General features: G+C 50.9%; 17 protein-coding genes. 10 read left to right on the top strand and 7 right to left on the bottom strand.

Translation table 11 applies throughout. The annotated features are described in order from the left end of the window. Window positions 1–22 precede the first annotated feature (22 nt). The 4 genes from KU854_RS15140 to KU854_RS15125 all read left to right on the top strand — a co-directional run bounded on the left by KU854_RS15140 (window position 23) and on the right by KU854_RS15125 (window position 2,981). Window positions 23–1,129, top strand: coding sequence for a peptidase C39 family protein (locus KU854_RS15140; protein WP_218359296.1), 1,107 nt, complete (start codon window positions 23–25; stop codon window positions 1,127–1,129). 25 nt (window positions 1,130–1,154) lie between these two features. After that, a complete protein-coding gene (locus tag KU854_RS15135; RefSeq protein ID WP_218359295.1) occupies window positions 1,155–2,312 on the top strand; it encodes a flavohemoglobin expression-modulating QEGLA motif protein in 1,158 nt (385 codons plus the stop codon). 93 nt (window positions 2,313–2,405) lie between these two features. Next, entirely contained in the window at window positions 2,406–2,663 is a 258-nt protein-coding gene (locus KU854_RS15130; RefSeq protein WP_218359294.1) for a hypothetical protein, read from the top strand. Window positions 2,664–2,747: 84 nt separating this feature from the next. Further along, a complete protein-coding gene (locus tag KU854_RS15125) occupies window positions 2,748–2,981 on the top strand; it encodes a hypothetical protein (RefSeq protein ID WP_054778965.1) in 234 nt (77 codons plus the stop codon). Window positions 2,982–3,060: 79 nt separating this feature from the next. Here the strand turns inward: KU854_RS15125 and KU854_RS15120 are convergent, their stop codons facing one another. From KU854_RS15120 to KU854_RS15095, 6 genes are all read right to left on the bottom strand, one after another. Continuing rightward, a complete protein-coding gene (locus KU854_RS15120; protein ID WP_218359293.1) occupies window positions 3,061–4,035 on the bottom strand; it encodes an ABC transporter permease in 975 nt (324 codons plus the stop codon). Then, window positions 4,022–5,155: an ABC transporter permease gene (locus tag KU854_RS15115; protein WP_218359292.1), complete on the bottom strand. Its 1,134-nt coding sequence runs from the start codon at window positions 5,153–5,155 to the stop codon at window positions 4,022–4,024. The genes KU854_RS15120 and KU854_RS15115 overlap by 14 nt, the downstream gene beginning before the upstream one ends. Next, window positions 5,152–6,696 (bottom strand): ABC transporter ATP-binding protein, encoded by a 1,545-nt coding sequence (locus tag KU854_RS15110; protein WP_218359291.1) that lies wholly within the window; start codon window positions 6,694–6,696, stop codon window positions 5,152–5,154. Before KU854_RS15110 ends, KU854_RS15115 begins: the two co-directional genes overlap by 4 nt. An 82-nt stretch (window positions 6,697–6,778) precedes the next feature. Then, window positions 6,779–7,777 (bottom strand): BMP family lipoprotein, encoded by a 999-nt coding sequence (locus tag KU854_RS15105; protein ID WP_218359290.1) that lies wholly within the window; start codon window positions 7,775–7,777, stop codon window positions 6,779–6,781. Between the two features lie 252 nt (window positions 7,778–8,029). Then, window positions 8,030–9,130, bottom strand: a complete 1,101-nt coding sequence (locus KU854_RS15100; RefSeq protein WP_218359289.1) for an endonuclease/exonuclease/phosphatase family protein — start codon at window positions 9,128–9,130, stop codon at window positions 8,030–8,032. A gap of 41 nt (window positions 9,131–9,171) precedes the next feature. Beyond that, a complete protein-coding gene (locus KU854_RS15095; protein WP_218359288.1) occupies window positions 9,172–9,675 on the bottom strand; it encodes a hypothetical protein in 504 nt (167 codons plus the stop codon). Window positions 9,676–9,997: 322 nt separating this feature from the next. On the opposite strand from KU854_RS15095, the gene mobB reads away from it, so the two are divergent. From mobB to KU854_RS15075, 4 genes are all read left to right on the top strand, one after another. Further along, the gene (gene mobB, locus KU854_RS15090) at window positions 9,998–10,564 is read left to right on the top strand and encodes a molybdopterin-guanine dinucleotide biosynthesis protein B (RefSeq protein ID WP_218359287.1); all 567 of its coding nucleotides are present in this window, start codon (window positions 9,998–10,000) and stop codon (window positions 10,562–10,564) included. A gap of 202 nt (window positions 10,565–10,766) precedes the next feature. Continuing rightward, window positions 10,767–11,222, top strand: a complete 456-nt coding sequence (locus tag KU854_RS15085; protein WP_218359286.1) for a methylglyoxal synthase — start codon at window positions 10,767–10,769, stop codon at window positions 11,220–11,222. Between the two features lie 115 nt (window positions 11,223–11,337). After that, window positions 11,338–12,531, top strand: a complete 1,194-nt coding sequence (gene fabV, locus KU854_RS15080; RefSeq protein ID WP_218359285.1) for an enoyl-ACP reductase FabV — start codon at window positions 11,338–11,340, stop codon at window positions 12,529–12,531. 149 nt (window positions 12,532–12,680) lie between these two features. Continuing rightward, on the top strand, window positions 12,681–15,248 hold the full coding sequence (locus KU854_RS15075) for a methyl-accepting chemotaxis protein (RefSeq protein WP_218359284.1): 2,568 nt from the start codon (window positions 12,681–12,683) through the stop codon (window positions 15,246–15,248). Window positions 15,249–15,544: 296 nt separating this feature from the next. Here KU854_RS15075 and KU854_RS15070 read toward each other — a convergent pair whose 3' ends face one another. Beyond that, complete coding sequence (locus tag KU854_RS15070) at window positions 15,545–15,838, bottom strand: winged helix-turn-helix domain-containing protein (RefSeq protein WP_218359308.1); 294 nt, start codon at window positions 15,836–15,838, stop codon at window positions 15,545–15,547. A 335-nt stretch (window positions 15,839–16,173) separates the two neighbouring features. Between KU854_RS15070 and KU854_RS15065 the strand changes: the two genes are divergently transcribed. Beyond that, a complete protein-coding gene (locus KU854_RS15065) occupies window positions 16,174–17,565 on the top strand; it encodes a permease (protein WP_218359283.1) in 1,392 nt (463 codons plus the stop codon). A gap of 177 nt (window positions 17,566–17,742) precedes the next feature. Continuing rightward, window positions 17,743–19,227: a carbon starvation CstA family protein gene (locus tag KU854_RS15060; RefSeq protein ID WP_218359282.1), complete on the top strand. Its 1,485-nt coding sequence runs from the start codon at window positions 17,743–17,745 to the stop codon at window positions 19,225–19,227. The last annotated feature ends 98 nt before the right edge of the window (window positions 19,228–19,325 follow it).

The following is a 19,325-nucleotide window of genomic DNA, read 5'->3' as shown; positions in this document are numbered from 1 at the left end:
AAAAGCATTTCCCGAGGCAGTAATGGAATACCGCGCCGCTCTACTTTCTGATCTGGATGCACTGCATAACCTGGAGAACCAGGTGTTCGACAGTGATAAGGTCAGTCGCCGTCAAATGAAGCGATTTATTCAATCTGAGCACAGCCTTTTATTGGCAGCGCTGGATGGGGATAAACTCGCTGGTTATGCCTTATTGCTTTTTAACCAGGCTACGCAACTCTCAAGGCTTTACTCTATTGCCGTTTCGCCCGATTTTAGGGGGAAAGGCATCGCCAATGAGTTGCTAACACGCTGTGAGAAAAGCGCTGTTGAACGTGGATACATTACGCTAAGACTTGAGGTTAGGGAAGACAATTCATCAGCAATAAAACTGTATGAAAAACATGGATTTAAGCCATTAAAAACCTTAATCCATTACTACGATGATTTGGCAGATGGCCTACGGATGCAAAAGCGGTTGGGTACAACTGGCCCCCAAGTGGCATTGCCTATGCCGCTCTATGTGCAGACCCTGCCATTTACCTGTGGCGCCGCCTGTCTTTTAATGAGTTTTGCCGCACTCGGGCACCCCACGCCGCCGACCCGTAAAAAAGAAGTTCAGCTTTGGCGTGAGGCGACCACCATCTTTATGGCAGCCGGACACGGCGGATGCAGCGGTCAGGGTCTGGCTTTGGCTGCTCACCGGCGGGGTTTTCCGGTCGAACTCTGGTCACATTCGCAAGGAACGCCCTTTATCCACTCCGTGCGGGATCCGCTTAAAAAATCAGTGATAGAGCTTGTTCATGCGGATTTTGAAGAGCAAATTAAAAGCACAGCCATCGAGGTAAACGAGGCACCACCCACCGTAGAACAAATCGAAACCTGGATGGAAAAAGGCGCATGTGTTCTGCTGCTTATCAGCACATTCCGCTTCAACGGCTGTAAGGAGCCTCACTGGATTGTACTAAGTGGGATGAATGAACAGTTTTTTTATTTCCACGATCCCTTGGTGGAAGAGGCGCAAAATGCGGTGAATGCTGCTTACGTTCCCGTGGGTAAAAATGCACTAAATCAGATTGTCGGATTCGGAAAACAGAAGCATACTGCTTGTGTCGTTATTTACCCCAAGGAAAACGGACTCCCCGCTTAACCGAGGGATAGTGAGGGAACACCACTTGAAAACAGGATGTGCAATTAACCCCGATTGTGTCGATTTGCAGCACGCAAAGGCCATAGATGAAACCTTGTTTGATCTGGTCAACGGCATTGAAATCCTTAACTCCGTTGCCCCGGTAAACTACAAAGACCAAAAGTCTGAGTTTTTTAAGCGGCACTACTCTGTCGAACCCCGTTTTGAGTACCGCGATAGCCCGGGGAACGCATTCCAGCTGAAACGCCAACTTTTCAACCTTCCCGTCGAAAAGATTGAAGATCCGGATCTGCAAAAAATCTATGAAGACGTCATTGTCTCTTACGCCGATAAAGTCGACCAGTTGCAGACCATTGGCAGTCAGGAATTTTTGTATAACTCGCTGCGTTATTTCGGCGAGCCAACAGAAAAAGATATCCGCAACGCAACCTTTATCCTTCACCTGCCCGATTCCGATGATGATGAAAACACCATGGTGGATGCCAGCGGCATTCAGGCCATCATGGAAACTTTCGCACAGAACGAAGGTTACGAATACAAGCTGGTCATCGACGACAACATGATTGCCAATGCCTTGGTGTCCGGCACCTCGGTAAAAATCAACACCACGGCGAACATTCCTTTGATTGAGGCGAATGCCCTTGCCCACCATGAACTCGGTGTTCACCTCGTCACCACGCTCAATGCCCGCGCCCAGCCGCTGAAAATTCTGTCATTGGGTTGCCCGGTTAATACCATGACTCAGGAAGGGATGGCAATTTTGAGTGAATACCTCGCCGGTCACCTTTCCATTAAACGCCTGAAAGTGCTGGCTTTGCGCGTACTGGCTGTCGAGTCCATGATCAAAGAGAAGTCTTTCCGCAACACCTTTATGATGCTGAAAGAACAGTACGGCGCAGACCGCAATACCGCATTTACAATCACGTCGCGGGTCTACCGTGGCGGTGGCTTCACCAAAGACTATCTCTACCTCAAAGGCTTCCACGAAGTGCTCAATGCTTACGAGGAAGAAGACGGTTTCCTTAACCTGCTGTGCGGCAAAACTGCCTTGATGCACTTGCCGCAAATAAACCGTCTGGTCGAAAAGGAAATCTTTCTCCCACCAACCAACATCACGCCGTCGTTCCGTACACCGAAAGACAACGACGAAATCCGGCGCTTTATTACTCACGCTATCAAATAGTATTGGGGCGACAAAACGCAGTGTTTTGTCGCCCTATCTACGCACTAGCGGTCTGCGCTATAATGTGCACCGTTTTACTTCGCGGAGCCACGAATGCAACGTTCCACACTCGTCGGGATTAAAGTCGGATTACTGGCGGTTTTGATTATTGTCGGTTTACTCGGCATGACCACTAACGCCCCAGTCACGGAATGGCTGCAAGCAGCATTTTTAGGCATCGCCTTTACCTTCGCATTTGGTTTGGGAGCGCCCACTGCATTGGCCTACTTTCTTTCTGCCTTGGTGTTTGTGCTCGTCTTTGGGGCGGGTTACTACATCGGAAAAAAAGCTTCATCAAGGCTGGACGGCTAGTCGCATTTCCCCATTAAAAACAAAGACAACAATGGAAGGACTGTTAGGATAGGCCTTACGTGATTGTCTTGTTGCGAGGGGAAAATGTCCCACCAAACGGAAACCCATTACTGCTCAGCATGTGATGCTGATACCTCCCACGTATTGGTTTTGGTGAGAAAAGAGAGTCCTTACAAATCGGCCGAAAACCGCAAAACCAAAGAGTTTTTGGCTGGCCTGTTCAAAGGAATGGCGGTAGGACCATTTATCGCTTCAATGGATGAATTTGAACGCCACCTTATCTGTGAAAAATGTGGCAACAAGATCATCGAAGATTAGAAAGCGGTGCAGAAATTACTGCCGTTGCTGATTCAAAAACGAGGGCATATGCCCTCGTTTTTCATTTCTAATCCTCGAGCTACCGTTCTTTCTCGTAAGGCCGTCCAATGGATTTTGGCGCAATTGCCTTGCCAATAAAGCCTGCCAGGAGAATAACCGTCAGCACATATGGCAATGCCGAGAACACCTGAGTTGGCAAGACACCGACAAACGGAATCGAAACGCCTTGCATCCGTGTTTCCAGGGCAGACAGAAAACCAAACAACAGACAAGCCAGGAAGGCATTGCGGGGTTTCCATTTACCGAATATCACAGCTGCCAATGCAATATAGCCTTGGCCAGCCGTCATCTCCTTACCGAAAGCTGCGTTTTGCGCCGTAGACAAATACGCCCCAGCCAAGCCACACAGCAAACCCGCAATCAACACAGCGCGGTAACGTAACCACACTACCGAGATGCCTGCCGTATCAATCGCATTCGGCTCTTCACCTACCGCACGCAAGCGCAGCCCAAAGCGGGTTCTGAACAACACCCACCAGGTGATCACCACGACGACAAACGCCAGATACACCAGAATATTATGCCCAGATACCACATCGCGATAGAAAGGCCCTAACACTGGAATGGTATCACCCATCCATTCGGCACCTGGCAGTTCAGCGGGGAGAAAACGTTGCTCATTGTGAAGGGTTGGTGTTTGCCCACCGCGCTCAAACCAGGCATGCCCCAGAGTAATCGTCATCCCCGAGGCAAAGAAATTCACCGCCAGACCTGAGATGATTTGGTCGCCCTTTTGGGTAATGGAAGCGTAGCCGTGAACCAGTGCTAACATGACAGAACCGGCAATCGCACCCAGCATGCCAAGCCAGGGGTTGCCCGTGACATAGGAAACCGCCGCTGCCGTAAAGGCAGCGAAGAGCATTTTGCCTTCAAGGCTGATATCGACCACACCCGCCCTTTCAGAAAAAATTCCCGCCATGGCAGCGAAAATCAGTGGAACCGCCAGACGAATGGTGGAATCTGCTGACGACAGGATCCAGTTAAACAGCTCCATGAGTCACCTCCGCCGCTTTTGCGCTCCGGCGCATAAAGAAATCTTCAACCGGTTTACGGATCAGTCTGTCCATCGCACCGGTAAAGAAGATCACCAGACCCTGGATCACCATAATCAATTCCGGGTTGAGGCTTGGCATTTCAAACTGAAGCTCTGTGCCGCCTTGGTACAAAGCGCCAAACAAAAGCGCGGCCACCACGATACCAAATGGATGATTTCGTCCCATCAGTGCCACAGCAATACCAATAAAGCCAAAGCCACCTGAGAAGTTCAGGATCAGGCGGTTCTGCGCGCCATAGACTTCATTCACAGCCATCAACCCTGCCAAGGCACCGGAAATGGTCATAGCAATAATGATGATTTTTTTGGCATCAATACCCGCGTATTCAGCCGCAGTTGCATTGTGTCCCACCACACGGATGGCATAACCAAGCCGGGTTCTGAAAAGCAATACCCAGACCAGATACGCAACCAGCAAGGCAATGAGAATAGAAGGATTCAGGAGTGAAAATGGCAGTTCAATGCCCCAATTCGCGCCCAGTTCGTAGAGTTTCGGGAAAACGGCTTCAGGGTTGAAGTAGCGTGAATCTGTCGAGTTCCCGCCATATTTCGCAATGTGTTCCACCAATGCATAGCCCATGATGGAGGCAGCGATAAAGTTGAACATGATGGTGGTTACCACAATGTGCGAACCCCGTTTTGCCTGCAAATAGCCGGGTATGGCCCCCCATAGCGCACCAAATGCCGCAGCCACGATGATCGCCAACGGTGCCATCAGCCACATATTCAGCACACCATCAAGCAACAACATGAGAATGCCAATGCCTAAGCCAGCAATATACGCCTGCCCTTCACCACCGATATTGAACAGTCCGGCGTGGAAAGCGACTGCCACGGCCAACCCGGTGAAAACAAAGTTAGTGGCGTAATAAAGGGTGTTGCTCAGGCCGCCGTATTCGAAATTCGTCGCCCCTTTGATCATCACGCCAAAGGCCTCTGTCGGGCTTTCCCCAACCAGCAAGACCACCAGACTGGAAATCACCAACGCGACGGAAAGCTGGATGGCAGGAACCAGAAAGGTTTTAACCCACATGGGAACACTTTGTTGTGGCACACTCATGCTGCGCCCTCCTCTTGTGCGGCATTGGCCATCAACATGCCCAACTGGCGCTCGTCCATCTCTTTCGCAATGACGTCGCCGGTAATCTCACCGTCCACCAGCACAATAATGCGATCAGACAAGGACATGATTTCCTCAAGCTCGGTAGATACCAACAGAATGGCGGCGCCGTTGTCACGCGCCGTAATCAGATTGCGGTGGATAAACTCTATCGCACCGATATCAACCCCACGGGTAGGTTGGCCGACTAAAAGCACTTCTGGCTGACGCAGCATTTCACGGGCAATGATGAGTTTTTGCTGGTTTCCGCCGGAAAAATTGGCGGATTTAAGGGTCGGGTCTGCCGGCCGTACATCGTATTGCTCCATCATGTCGCGTGTCGCCGCGTCGATGGCTTTGGGGTCAAGCAGCCCTTTTCCGTAGGAAACATCATGCTGGAAACCGAGAATGGCACTTTCGGCGGCAGGCAACGGCTTTACCAGCCCCTGTTTGATACGGTCTTCCGGAATGTGCCCCACACTCAGTTGGCGCATTAAGGCTGCGTCGCGTTTTTCTCTGGCATTGAACGATACCCGCCCCTTTGAGGTGGTAAGGGTAAACTCCCCTTCCTGTGGTGTTTTGGTACCGGAAAGCACAGCCAGCAATTCAGACTGCCCATTCCCGGACACACCCGCCACCCCGAGGATCTCGCCCGCTTTCAGGCTGAAATTCAGATTCTTGAGCCGTTTTACACCACGGCTGTCGTAGAGAGAGACATTGTTAACATTGAGTCGCTCCTCACCGGGCTTTGCCTCTGTTTTATCAACCCGGAGCAGCACTTTCCGACCCACCATCAACTCTGCCAACTCTTCCACTGTGGTTTCAGCTGTCTGGCGGTGGGCTACCATTGCCCCCTGACGCATGACCGACACAGAATCGGTGATCGCCATGATTTCTTTGAGCTTGTGGGTGATCAGAATGATGGTGACGCCCTGAGACTTCAGGGTATTCAGGATGCCGAAAAACTGTTCAATTTCCTGCGGGGTCAGCACCCCTGTCGGTTCATCAAGAATAAGAATACGCGCGCCTCGATATAGCGCTTTGAGTATTTCGACACGCTGCTGAATGCCAACCGGCAGCTCGCCGACGATGGCATCAGAATCCACTTTCAGGCCATATTCATTTTCGATTTTTTTCAACGCGCTGCTGACATTTTGCATGGCGACATTCAACAGCCCGTGGCCTTCAGCCCCCAGCATGATGTTTTCCAGCACAGTGAAGGTTTCCACCAGCATGAAGTGCTGATGAACCATGCCAATACCCTGTGAGATGGCATTCTGGGAATCTTTGATGGTGACGGGTTTACCGTCCATTTCTATGGTGCCGGAATCAGCTTGATAAAAACCGTAAAGGATGGACATCAAGGTAGATTTGCCCGCGCCATTTTCCCCAACAATGCCGTGAATCGTGCCGGGCATAACGGCTAGGTCGATATCTTTGTTTGCATGAACTGCACCGAATCTTTTATTGATTCCCTGCAGTTGGATGGCGGGTTTAGTCATGCCTACTCCTTGGCATTCAACACGTTTTGATACAAAACGCCCCCGAACGGAATTGGCCCGTTCAGGGGCGAGTTACACGAAATCAGTATTCGCAGGAATCAGTGCTGAAGTAATCGTGAACCACGATTTTGCCCGCAATAATGTCATCACGCAGTTGTTTCACACGCGCTTCCATTTCGGGAGTAACCAGATCACGGTTGTATTCATCCAACGCCCAGTCTACGCCGCCTTCTTTCAGACCCAACGCCTGAAGTCCCGGGGTAAACTCACCGTTTTTCGCATCGTTGAACGCATCTTCAACCGCCACATCAACGCGCTTAACCATAGAGGTCAGCATTACGCCCGGGTGCAGGTAGTTCTGGTTAGAATCCACACCGATAGCATATTTGTTACCATCAACAGCCGCTTGATAGACACCGACGCCAGTACCACCCGCCGCGGCATAAACCACATCAACGCCTTTATCAAACTGAGATTTCGCCAGTTCAGCGCCTTTGGTTGGGTTGTTCCATGCTGCCGGAGTACTGCCCGTCATGTTCTGGATCACTTCGGCGTCAGCAACTTCGTACTTCGCGCCCTGCTCATAGCCACAGGCGAATTTGCGGATCAGCGGAATATCCATACCGCCGATAAAGCCAACTTTGTCGTTGTCACTTTTCATGACCGCCAGCGCACCTACCAGGAATGAGCCTTCGTGCTCTTTAAACACCACAGAGCGGACGTTTGGCAGGTCAACCACCGCATCAATGATAACAAACTGGGTGTTCGGGAATTGCTTTGCGACTTTCTCTACAATCGGCGCCTGCTGGAAACCCACAGCCACGATTGGGCTATGTCCACGTTGAGCCATACGTAGCATGGCCTGTTCACGTTGCGCTTCGTTGGTGATCTCAAACTCACCGTAGCCAATACCCGTTTCTGCTTTAAAGGCCTCAGCACCGGTGTAAGCCGCCTGGTTAAAGGATTTGTCGAATTTACCGCCCATATCAAAAATGACTGAAGGCTTAAATTGTGCGGCCGACGCGGATGCAGACATTAAACCCAGGGTTACTGCTGCAGCCAGTGAGGTGATCGTTTTCATCCTTGTTGCTCCGTCTTGAGAAGAAGTCCATAAGTGTTTGCCCAAACGACGCCACAAGATGGCTGAAATAGGGCACATTCATCGCCAAAGGCGTCGATTGATCCCCAATTAACCATTCACAATACGCTGTTTTAGGTATTTACAAATTAACATTTCATCCACAAAGCGCAGACAAATATCGTCACTGTAGCGGCTAAACCTTGAACACTTTCACACAGGCCGCCCAATTCTCTCTCGCTTTGTTGACGCAAATCACCCACTTGCCGACGCATTAAATTCGAAATCGACCCAGACCAGCCGATGATCTGACGAATAGGTTGCACGTAACCTGTGTTTTTCATCGTAAACAAGAGATGCCAACGGTGTTTCCACATTCGGCCAGAAAACACCACTTTCCACGACGTTCAGGTGCGAAGAAGGCAAAACATAGTCAAGTCTGAGCCCGCGGTTGTGGGTAGCGAGTGATTTACTGCGGATTCGGGTACGGCGTAAATGCGGTGGTGCCCCTTGGCTGGCCGGTTTAACCGGCAGTAGGTTATCGGCACTCAACAGCGCAGCAATCGCTGATTTGTCGCCATCACCATTGGCGGGATCGGCATTCAGATCGCCCATCACCACGAATGGCATGTCGGGTGCCAGCCCACCCTGCTTTCCATTGTCATCAACAAGGTGAGGCGCATTTTGGATGATTTCGCCCAGCAACCTGATTTCATCAGCATTGCGTTTGACGTTACGCTTTTCCGGCCCGTCAAAAACCGGTGGCGTTGGGTGGCAGGCCACCACAGTAACTTGTCTGTCACCAATAGATATTGGAACCGCAATGTGATTTTTGGACGACAAGCGACGAATCGCCTGCTCTGCCTCTGAGTAATAGTCCAATGGCATTTGGTTACCCGGAAAGTCTTTCCAAAGCAGGGTTTGCCAGCTTCGCAGGTTTTGCACATCAATCGGGTACTTGCTCAGCAACACGAATCCATACTGGCCATGATGCCTGCCAAATCCCTGCGCATTTTCCGGGCTGCCGGTTATATCCTGCCCTTCAAACAGGGCGAGCCCGGTATTGGTGGGTGGCAAAAGCGTGTGGGGATAAAAAACCGGCTCCCCGCCTAGTTGGGGTTTTTCCAAATATTCCCGCTGAAAACAGGCCAGCATGCCATCGTCACCCCCTTCGCCGGGATGGTCGAATTCACAAAACAGTAAAACGTCAGGATTGCAGTGCTGAATGATGGCAGCCAAACGTTGGAAGCGTGCGGTTTGACTGCCCTGTAGTTCGCAAAAAACCTGTCCGGGAGAATCCGCAGACATAGCAAGGTTGAAAGTTGCAAATCGAAGAGTTGGACGCAAAGTTACCACTGCCTAAATCGCATTGAAAAAGGAATGGTAACTTAGGTCACTCAGGTGGAACAGTGTTCCTGTCTGAGGATCATGCTCAATGCTTGGCGGATATACTTGGAATCAGCCTCAGCGCGGTGAGGGGCTGGCCCTAGAGACTCCATGGCAGCCAGAAAGTCATCCCGGTTCACGCCTTCACGGTTCAGCAGCCAATGGCCGACCTCTGTCAGGGTGAAAGTGGGTCGCATATGTGCCGCTTTATACAAGCGTCCAAGCCAGAACAGATCCCACTGGCTGTCGCAAAGTACATCATCGTAATAACAAAGGGTGCTGTTGAGGTGGCTGCACACATCAGCGACTGACATACCCTCACGCTTTAACGCTTCACGGCTGATACCGTGGATTTCAGTTTCGGCGTAATCATCCCAGTATTGCCAATTTTCGGGAGAGGAATCAGGGTTGATCAAAAGACTGACGCTGGTGCCGTCGGGCAAGCTGTACCCAACTTCGATGGGATAAGAAGCGTCTGTCAGACCAGAGGCTTCAAAATCGAGAGTAACCCACATATTATCGCTCCGTGATAATCTCGTGTTGGTTTTGAGTAGACGGTAAACACATTAGGTCAGGCAATAGGCATGTCCATTTCCCTGCACTCAACCCAAAGCAAAGTGTATACCCTTTCTCGTCGTTTCTAGAACGAGGAAACCACTTAATTCCTTACGTTTTTTAGCGTTTTACGTTGAATTTTTTGACGACTGCGGAAAACCATCACTGCTAACTGTAGTACGTATTGATGCATAGGTGCTGTCTAATGTTATACGCAGCGGGCATTACTTAGGGTTTTATCACTTTTTAGAATTTGCGCTTTCATTCAAGAGTAACCTCAACATGGTGCCAGATAACCAAACGCCGGTGATCGGTTTCGCCGGGTTCAGCGGCTCAGGAAAAACCACCTTACTGGAACAAGTCATTCCACATTTGCGTGAAAAAGGGCTTCGGGTTGGTGTGCTCAAGCATAGCCACCACAATATTGAACCGGACAAACCGGGCAAGGACAGCTACCGCCTCCGCTATGCAGGAAGTAACCAGCTATTGCTGGCTACCAGTAAACGTCACATGCTGTTTTTCGAATACGATGAGCCAGAGCGCGAGCCCAGTTTACAAGAATGCCTGATGCAGCTTGACCATAGTCGTCTCGACCTGATTCTGGTGGAGGGATTTCGTGATGAGGTGCTGACCAAAATTGAAATCCATCGCCCTGCGCACGGCAAACCCCTGCTCTTTCCTCAGGATGACCATATCATTGCTGTCGCCACGGATAACCCGGCAGAAGTAGCAGGTCTAGCTTCACAGACACAGCTTGACCTCAATGCCCCTTCGTCCATTGCGGACTTTGTCGCACAATGGTTGGAGAATGGGAGTGAAACTGAGAAATATTTGGCCTACCGCGCATAAGGGGTGGCTCGGGTTCAATATTTTTGCGAGTCATCGCCAGATCTAGGTGATTAACGACGTCATAGATGTCACAATCTTCACGACTCTCGAAGCCTTTACGCGGTAATTGCCGATCGGTGTCGGGAAATCAGGAATCTGTCATCGCCGGTTTATTTCAAAAACGACAAAATGAGCCTTCCCTACAATGCACAAGAAGTTAGCTATGAAGTCAACGACTCGCTTGGTCAGTTCAAGCAAGAAAATCGCACTGGTTGCACACGATCACTGTAAATCAGAATTACTGCGTTGGGTGAAAGAGAATAGAGAAGCACTGTCCCAACACCAGCTGTTTGCAACCGGTACTACAGGTAATATCCTCAGCCGCGAAACCGGGCTGGAAATCACCTCACTGATGAGCGGCCCTATGGGCGGCGACCAACAACTTGGTGCCATGATTTGTGAGAAGAAAATTGATGTACTGATTTTCTTCTGGGATCCACTCAGCGCCGTACCTCACGACCCAGATGTAAAAGCGCTGCTGCGCATTGCGGCGGTTTGGAACATTCCTGTTGCCATTAACCGCGCTTCTGCCCGCTACCTGATCACGTCACCGCTGATGGCGGAAGAAGTCAGTGTAGAGGTACCGGATTACGACGCTTACCTGACTGAGCGCCTGTAACAATATTGCTTTCGCGGGTTGACGTTTCCAGCTTGTCGCCCGCGAAACTTTTCCTTGAACATACCCACGATTGCTTTCCCTGCTGGGTATCCCTCTCCCCAAGACAGTGAATACCATGATTATCCATCCCCAAATCCAAGGTGTCGTTGCGCGAAGCTGCCACCCTGCAGGTTGTCAGGCAGCAGTGAATGAGCAAATCGACAAAGCAACCCAACAACACAGCCAGGATACAGCCCTGCCAAAACGTGTCCTTATTCTTGGTGCATCGTCAGGCTTTGGCCTCGCTTCGCGCATTGCACTGACTTTCGGCCCGGCAAATGCCAAAACGCTTGGCGTATCCTTTGAGCGCGGCGCGTCAGAGAAAGGAATTGGCAGCGCAGGATGGTACAACAACATCCATGTTGCCAATGCTGCACAGGCAGCAGGAAAAGTCGCACCGAATATTGTGGGTGATGCCTTTTCCGACAAGGTTCGCCAGCAGGTTGCTGAGACTATCCGCAATGAATTTGATGGCGAAGTCGACCTGGTGGTTTACTCGCTGGCAACCGGCGTTCGCCCTAACCCTGAAAACGGTGAGTTCTGGCGTTCCGTGATTAAACCGGTTGGCAAAGCGGTTGAAGGTTACTCAGTGAATTTTGAACACAACCGCCTGGATACCATCGCCTTGCCACCTGCATCTGAACAGGAAATCGATGACACGGTGAAAGTGATGGGTGGCGAAGACTGGCTGGGATGGATGGAATTTCTCAACGACCAGCAGTTGCTTGCAAAAGGCTGCCGCACCGTTGCCTACTCCTACATTGGCCCGGAGCGAACCCATGACATCTACCACAAAGGGACGCTCGGGCTGGCAAAAATCCACCTTCACCAAACCCGTAAAGACATCGACCAACTGCTCGCCCCGTTACAAGGGCACGCCGATATTGCCGTTTGTAAAGCACTGGTTACTAAGGCAAGTGTGTTTATTCCCGGCCTGACGCCTTACCTTCTGGCGCTTTACCGCGTGATGAAAGACAAAGGAATACACGAAGGCTGTATTGAGCAGATGAACCGTCTGTTCTATTCCAAATGGAACAGTGACGCACGGGATCAGGAAGGCCTTATCCGCCTGGATGACTGGGAACTGCGCGAAGATGTGCAGCAGGCCGTCAACCCGTTGCTGGATACCATCACACCGCAAAATTTCAACGACCTCGGCGATTACGACGGCGTGTTGCGTGAGTTCCTACAACTCAATGGCTTTGCTTTTGAAAACGTGGAATACGATGCGCCGGTGGATATTGATACCCTGAAAGCACTTAAACCCTGACCCTGCCTCTTGCCACCGGATTTGACCGGTGGCCTCTCATCCCGATCTGCCTCACATATCGTGTGCTATTTTTAAGAAATATAAAAATAGATTAGAAACAGTACGCTATCTGTTTTAACACCCTGTCGAAGGGCGGATTGGGGACTGCTATGAAAAACCTGAACACCCTGTTCTTTTCCCGCCTCAGTGCCGGCTCGAAAATTGGTATTGTGGTGGCTTTGCTGGTGCTTGCTATCTCCTACCTGATGTATTCAACCATCCGCCAGAATCTGGCAAGCATTGGGCGTGACGAAGGCGAACTACAGGGACTGAAACTGGTGTGGCCGGTCTATGAAATCATTACCCCCATCCAGCAAGTTCGCGGAAACACCAACCGCTATCTCAATGGTGATGATTCCGTCCTTCCTAAAATCCGTGAAGGTCAGCGCACTGTCGATGCCAAAATTTCCGCCTTGGTTTCCCTTGCCAGCAACGAAGATATCCGTTTGCGTGTCGATGTTGTTGAAGAACTGAACCGGTTCCGGCTTCATTGGGAAAACCTCAAAGACAAAGAGTTTTCCGGCAAACCCGACGAAGTCTTCGCCCGTTATACAGACGCCGTGCAGCAACTTCGCCAAATACTCACCACCATAGCGGATAAATCCGGCCTCTCTTTTGACTCTCAGGCGACCAGTGCATATTTGATAAACCTGGCAACCAACTTCGCCCTGCACCAGCAGGAGCTTATCGGTATTACCAGGGGCAAGGGCTCTGGGATGCTGGCAAAAGAAGAATCGGGTGAAACGGTGTCCTTCCAACAAAAAAACAGCCTGACCAAAGTCGCCGCCGGGTTGGGCATGTCAGAAGTGTATTACCAGTTAAGACAGGTTTTTGTTTCTGACCCTAACATCGACAACGCGCTGAGAAATTACGCCACCAATGCGCATGACGCTATCAATGACTTTTCCAACCGCATGCTGGATTATCTCTCTGGCGAAGGCAAAAGCATCACCTCCACCGAATCCTGGGAAGGCGGCACGCATGCCATCGCTGAAATCCGCACCTTGGTTTCCCAGTCACTGCCGTGGATAGAAACAACCATTCAAGAGCGGATTGATGCGCAGTACAACCAGTTCTATTGGCTGTTGCTGACGTCCAGCGTCGCGGTGATCATTGCGCTCTCTTTTGCGGGATGGATCCTCAGCGATTTGCGCTCCAAATACGAAGAAGAGCGTCGCATTGCTATCCGCCTGACACAAATCAAGCAGGCACTGGACAGCGTGAAAACCAGTGTGGTGATGGTTGATAAGCACCACACCGTCACCTACCTCAATGACGCGGCGAACATCCTGTTTAAATTACGTGAAAATGAAATCCAGTGTGTGAATCCCGATTTTCGCGCGAAGAGACTCACCAAAGACAAGATCTCTGCCATCGCCAATATTCCCTATCTGCAACCCCAGTTTCTGGACGACTTGACCCACGCCATGACGGAAGACGTACAGATAGGGGCGCTCTACTTCAACCTGACGGTGATCCCGGTATTTAACGATGAAAATGAACGCATAGGCACCGTCACTGAGTGGCTGGATACCACCAGCGAGCGCATGTCAGAACGTCAAATCAAGGATATTATCGACAGGGCACAAAACGGGGATCTGAATTCTCGCATCGATACTTACGATAAAGAGGGATTCTTCCTTTACGTCGCCGAAGGGCTGAACCAGATGATGGATATCATCGGTAACTCTTTGGAAGAGACAGTGAGAGTGTTTGATGCCCTTTCAGATGGCAAACTGGATGCGGAAATCGAAGGGATGTACAACGGCACGTTCGCCAAGCTGCAGAATGATGCCAACAGCACCATTCGCCGGCTGAATCAGGTTGTGGTTGATATGCGACAGTCAGCGTCCAGTGTTTCCAATGGGGCGGAAGAAATTGCTGCAGCCAACCAGGATTTGAGCAAACGCACCGAAGAGCAATCCTCCAGCCTGGAAGAAACGGCAGCAAGTATGGAGCAAATGACAACTACCCTGTCGGAAAACTCCGATCAGGCGACTGCGGCCAGCAAACTGGCACAGCATGCCGATGAACGCGCGAGTGAAGGCGGTAAAGTAGTTTCAGCCGCCATCTCTGCCATGGCAGACATCAACCAGTCCAGCCGTAAAATCTCTGAAATCATCAGTGTCATTGATGTACTCGCATTCCAGACCAACCTGCTGGCACTGAATGCATCTGTCGAAGCTGCCCGTGCTGGGGAACAAGGCCGCGGTTTTGCCGTGGTCGCCGGTGAAGTCCGCTCTCTTGCCCAGCGATGCGCCACCGCCGCCAAAGAGATCAAAACCCTGATTGAAGACAGTGTTTCCAAGGTTGAGTCGGGCTCTGAATTGATTAACCGCTCTGGCGCAACGCTAGAAGAGATCCAGAAAGCGGTAAGTGATGTGAATGTGCTTATCACCCAGCTTGCCACCAGTGCAACCGAACAGGCTATGGGCATCCAGCAAGTGAATCAGGCCGTTTCTCAAATGGATGTGATGACGCAACAGAATGCAGCAATGGTGGAGGAGACCGCTACCGCCAGTGCCACAATGGCCTCCCAGGCGAAATATATGTTGTCTCTGCTGTCGTTCTTCTCGACGAAAAATGAGCCCACAACCCTGTCGCCGATGCTCATGCCTGAAATCCCTAAACCTAAGCCGGTAGAGAGACATGATGCCAACGACTGGGATGAGTTTTAATTAGGGTCTGCTGACCCTAGGGGCTGTTGACCTTTGGTGGTTAAATTTTGTTCTAGCCATAAGCGTTTTAGGCGCGGCGAGGTGTGTGCCGCCTAGTTATTCTAAGCAAATACACCTCAACAAAGCATAAAACGCTTAGGGTACGGGACGCGCAGTCGAACCCTTCGGGCAGCGTTTGTGGGGAATTTCTGCTGCGTTATCAGCGTCTCATGTAGGCTAGCTACACATCGAAGCTTCTGCCTTGCATAAAATCCCCACAAACTGCTGCAAAAATCATCACCAAAGGTCAACAGCCCCTAGAAATTGAGGGGATAGTCCAGCAGGGTTTTGATGTCATCAAGGTGCTTTTTCACCCAAGTTTTGTTGATGGCACCCCAGCTTTTCAGGGTGTAGCCGCCGTTTTTGTTAGCACCGACAAACTCCACGTCGATATCCAACTCACCCAGCGCCTCGATAGTGTCTTGCGCGGTACGGCGCGGCATTCCTGTTTCGCTCATAATAGCCGGTACCGTATTCACACCGGATTCGATCAGGTGAGCGACCAGCAAGCGGCGGTAAAAGCTGGTTTTTGTCTTACTTGGTTTATCCAATGAATTGCTCCCTTTCATTTATCTTTCATTGCCTGCCTTTGCATTTGAATGGCGAATGGCAAACCCAATATTTATGCGTTGGCTTCAGTCTACCGACTGGCTTTCAGGAAGATATAACGTCGCCTTGATTTAGTGCCGAGCTTCACGCCCAAACGCTGATTTCAAGAGCCTTTGCTGTATATTTCACCGATCACCAAGTTACATTTTATTAAGTCAGCATTATTTATACTGTCTGCTCCTTATTCGATACACATCCCTCTATTAGCAACCGCTAGAGTAAAAGATCTTAAAAAGCCTGTTTCGACACGGCTCAGCTAACAGTAAGGATCTCTCCCATGAGCGGCGGAAGCGACAACTTTTTCCTACATATCATTGATGTGCTGTTCAATATGATTTGGCAAATATACTGGCCCCTGGCCTTTGGTTTGATGCTGTCAGCGTTTATCCGGCATCTTCTTCCTATGGATACGGTGGTCAAGCATCTTGGTCACACCAGCCCCCGAAGCCTGACGTTCACCACACTGCTTGGTGTGGTTTCGTCTTCCTGTTCTTATGCCGCAGCTTCCATGTCGCATACCTTGATCATGAAAAAATCCACGCTGGCAAATGCCATGGCGTTTCTGGTTTCCAGCACAAACCTGATTGTTGAAATGTTTATTGTGCTGGTTGCCCTGCTTGGCTGGACTTTCTTCTGGGGCGAAGTGATTGGCGGCTTGATTCTTATCATGACTGTCGCCTTCCTGTTCGAGCGGTTCTTCCCGAAAGATGTCGAAGCCGAGTTAAGGGAAAAAGTCGCGGCAGAGGAAAAGCCACAGGCCGCCGCCATGAGCGATTGCGGCATGGATATGTCAGGCTCTTCCGGTCACGACCATATGGCGATGGATCACAGTGCCCATGACCATGCCCACATGCACCATGAAGGCCATGACCATATGCATATGGAGCACGGTTCCGATGAGCATCACGAGCATCAGGACATGAAGCATGTCGCCGAAGACGCCCATGAGCATCATCATGTGGAAATGGAACATGCAGACTGTGGGATGGACATGTCAGGAGGCGCTGGTCACGGTGGTCATGATCATATGCATATGGAAAATAGCGCCAACGCACAGGACGATGATTCCACCAAAGCCAAAATCACCAAAGCCGCCAGTTTCTTTCACATGGACATTGGCATGATCGGCAAAGAGATCCTGATTGGTGTTGTAGTGTCGTCGCTGCTGATCGCGATCGTACCTATGGATGGCTGGCGCACCCTGTTTATCAGCAACGATACGGCGCTGCCTGCTTTCCTCCACTCCTTTATTGATGTAGTGATTGGCGTGTTTGTTGCCATGATTGCCTACGTCTGCTCAGTCGGTAACCTGCTGCTGGCAGCGGCGCTCTGGCACGGTGGCATTTCGTTCGGTGGGGTGATTGGTTTCATCCTGGCCGATGTGCTGACCATTCCTATGATCCGCGTCTACCAGCGCTACTACGGCAATCGCCCTACCAAGTGGATTGTCGGCCTGTTGTTCGCCGGTATCGTCTTTACCGGGCTGGCCATCGACGCGATTTTCACCGGCTTTGGTGTTGCGGTTTCCAGCGATAACTTACGACCTTTGATTCAGGATGGGTTTGGCTGGAACTTCACCACAGTGATGAACCTTATCTTCATCCCCCTTTCCTTCTGGTTCTATCAGGTTGGCAAAAAAGCCAACGCGGGCATGGGGATGAGCATGTAGTGCCCGGACCATTAATCCGTTAGAGGTGCGCGTGTCGCACCTTTTTTTTACCTGCCACTTAATCTCCATAGCTACCGCTTAATTTGCTATTCCACCACTCAACCACTGAGCGAATGCTTCCTTGCTACTGACACCGTAGTGTGGGCAGCGTGAATCAACTTAATAAGGACGATTGCTATGTTGTGGTTTCTCACCTGTGTCGCCGCGCTGATTGGCGGATACTTTATCTACGGTGCCTTTGTGGAGAAGGTATTCGGTATCAATGAAAACCGTAAAACACCTGCCCACACCAAAACAGATGGCGTGGATTACGTGCCAATGTCGACCCCTAAGGTCTACCTGGTCCAACTGCTGAACATTGCCGGTGTCGGTCCAATTTTTGGCCCAATCATGGGTGCCCTTTACGGCCCGGCTGCGATGCTTTGGATTGTGATTGGTTGTGTGTTTGCGGGCGCAGTGCATGATTACTTCTCAGGCATGCTTTCTGTCCGTAACGGCGGTGCATCTGTACCAACTATTACCGGTCGCTATTTGGGTAACGGCGCAAAACACTTTATGAACATTTTTGCCATTATCCTGTTGCTGCTGGTTGGTGTGGTGTTTGTCTCTGCGCCTGCAGGCATGATCACTAACCTGATCAACGAGCAAACCAGCCTGACGGTCAGCATGGGTACCATGGTAGTGATCATCTTCGCGTACTACATCATCGCGACTATCGTTCCTGTCGACAAAATCATCGGCCGTTTCTACCCATTCTTCGGCGCGCTGCTGATTTTCATGTCTGTCGGCCTGATGACTGCCATTGGTCTGTCTGAAGAACACACTGTGATGGGTGGCTTTGAATTCGCGGACATGTTCACCAACCTGAACCCGAACGACATGCCACTGTGGCCTGCCCTGTTCATTACCATCGCCTGTGGTGCTATCTCTGGCTTCCACGCAACCCAGTCTCCGCTGATGGCACGCTGCATGGAAAACGAAAAGAACGGCCGCTTTGTGTTCTACGGCGCAATGATCGGTGAAGGTATCATCGCCCTGATTTGGTGTGCGATTGCACTGTCATTCTTCGGCACACTGGAAGGCCTGGGTGAAGCCGTGAAAAACGGTGGCCCTGGTAACGTGGTTTACGGCGCGTCCTTCGGTCTGCTGGGTGTGTTCGGTGGCATCATCGCCTTCCTGGGCGTGGTTATCCTGCCAATCACTTCCGGTGACACCGCGTTCCGCTCAAGCCGCCTGATCCTGGCTGAATACTTCAACATGGAGCAGAAAACACTGCGCAACCGCCTGATGATGGCACTGCCACTGTTCGTTATCGGTGGCATCCTGACCCAGGTAGACTTCGGTATCATCTGGCGCTACTTCGGCTTCGCGAACCAGGCAACCGCAGTAATGATGCTGTGGACAGCGTCTGCTTACCTGCTGCGCCACAACAAGCTGCACTGGATCACCACAGTACCGGCGATGTTTATGACCACAGTGTGTGTCACCTTCATCCTGAACAACAGCTCCCTGGGCTTTGGTTTGCCGATGAATGTGTCAACTATCGCGGGCATCCTGTTCGCCCTGACTGCGGCTGGTTATGTGATTAAAACCTCCAATGGCAAAGGCGAAACCGATTTGGCTGACGAAGAGAAACCACAAGGCGTCACCAAAACGGCTTAATCGCCAATACGTTACCGCCAAGAGCCCGATACCGGGCTCTTGTTGTATCTGGCACCCAGCAGGCTAAAATAGCGGGCATCTTCATTGCCGCAATAAAA

This window comes from Enterovibrio paralichthyis (genome assembly GCF_019209835.1).
GTDB classification, from domain to species: domain Bacteria; phylum Pseudomonadota; class Gammaproteobacteria; order Enterobacterales; family Vibrionaceae; genus Enterovibrio; species Enterovibrio paralichthyis.
The sequence above is the reverse complement of the archived record's forward strand: the minus strand, read 5'-3'. Positions and strand labels throughout refer to the sequence as shown.

What these genes read in the sequence shown, in the direction of transcription:
- KU854_RS15060 (WP_218359282.1), top strand. Translation starts at nt 17,743, where the DNA reads ATGTTGTGGTTTCTCACCTGTGTCGCCGCGCTGATTGGCGGATACTTT.
- KU854_RS15130 (WP_218359294.1), top strand. Translation starts at nt 2,406, where the DNA reads ATGCAACGTTCCACACTCGTCGGGATTAAAGTCGGATTACTGGCGGTT.
- KU854_RS15125 (WP_054778965.1), top strand. Translation starts at nt 2,748, where the DNA reads ATGTCCCACCAAACGGAAACCCATTACTGCTCAGCATGTGATGCTGAT.
- mobB (WP_218359287.1), top strand. Translation starts at nt 9,998, where the DNA reads ATGGTGCCAGATAACCAAACGCCGGTGATCGGTTTCGCCGGGTTCAGC.
- KU854_RS15110 (WP_218359291.1), bottom strand. Translation starts at nt 6,696, where the DNA reads ATGACTAAACCCGCCATCCAACTGCAGGGAATCAATAAAAGATTCGGT.
- KU854_RS15140 (WP_218359296.1), top strand. Translation starts at nt 23, where the DNA reads ATGGAATACCGCGCCGCTCTACTTTCTGATCTGGATGCACTGCATAAC.
- KU854_RS15105 (WP_218359290.1), bottom strand. Translation starts at nt 7,777, where the DNA reads ATGAAAACGATCACCTCACTGGCTGCAGCAGTAACCCTGGGTTTAATG.
- KU854_RS15065 (WP_218359283.1), top strand. Translation starts at nt 16,174, where the DNA reads ATGAGCGGCGGAAGCGACAACTTTTTCCTACATATCATTGATGTGCTG.
- KU854_RS15120 (WP_218359293.1), bottom strand. Translation starts at nt 4,035, where the DNA reads ATGGAGCTGTTTAACTGGATCCTGTCGTCAGCAGATTCCACCATTCGT.
- fabV (WP_218359285.1), top strand. Translation starts at nt 11,338, where the DNA reads ATGATTATCCATCCCCAAATCCAAGGTGTCGTTGCGCGAAGCTGCCAC.
- KU854_RS15115 (WP_218359292.1), bottom strand. Translation starts at nt 5,155, where the DNA reads ATGAGTGTGCCACAACAAAGTGTTCCCATGTGGGTTAAAACCTTTCTG.
- KU854_RS15095 (WP_218359288.1), bottom strand. Translation starts at nt 9,675, where the DNA reads ATGTGGGTTACTCTCGATTTTGAAGCCTCTGGTCTGACAGACGCTTCT.
- KU854_RS15085 (WP_218359286.1), top strand. Translation starts at nt 10,767, where the DNA reads ATGAAGTCAACGACTCGCTTGGTCAGTTCAAGCAAGAAAATCGCACTG.
- KU854_RS15075 (WP_218359284.1), top strand. Translation starts at nt 12,681, where the DNA reads ATGAAAAACCTGAACACCCTGTTCTTTTCCCGCCTCAGTGCCGGCTCG.